Here is a 543-nt window from a genome sequence, read left to right on the forward strand (position 1 = left end):
GGCGGCCGCTGCCGGCGGCCAGGCGCAGCGCAACGTGAAGTCCGGCTCGGCCGACGACGCGGCCTTCCTGATGGGCAATGCCGAGACCGTGATCATCGTGCCGGGCTATGGCCTGGCGGTGGCGCGCGCGCAGCATGCGCTCAAGGAACTGACCGAGAAGCTGGTKGAGAAGGGCGTGACGGTRAAGTACGCCATCCACCCGGTGGCGGGCCGCATGCCGGGCCATATGAACGTGCTGCTGGCCGAGGCCGAAGTGCCCTACGACCAGGTCTTCGAGATGGAGGACATCAACAGCGAGTTCGGCCAGGCGGACGTAGTGCTGGTGCTGGGCGCCAACGATGTGGTGAACCCGGCCGCCAAGACCGATCCCAACTCGCCGATTGCCGGCATGCCGATCCTGGAGGCCTACAAGGCCAAGACCATCATCGTGAACAAGCGCTCGATGGCCGCGGGCTACGCGGGCCTGGACAACGAGCTGTTCTACATGGACAAGACCATGATGGTGTTCGGCGACGCCAAGAAKGTGGTCGAAGACATGGGCAA

1 protein-coding gene is annotated in these 543 nt (G+C 65.2%); it reads left to right on the plus strand.

Going from position 1 to position 543, the window contains the following annotated elements; genetic code table 11:
• Positions 1-543: NAD(P)(+) transhydrogenase (Re/Si-specific) subunit beta (locus AC1DQ3_RS36705; RefSeq protein WP_477124977.1), on the plus strand; the 543-nt coding region annotated here is incomplete at both ends.

It is taken from the genome of Cupriavidus sp. 01T418, from assembly GCF_056398885.1.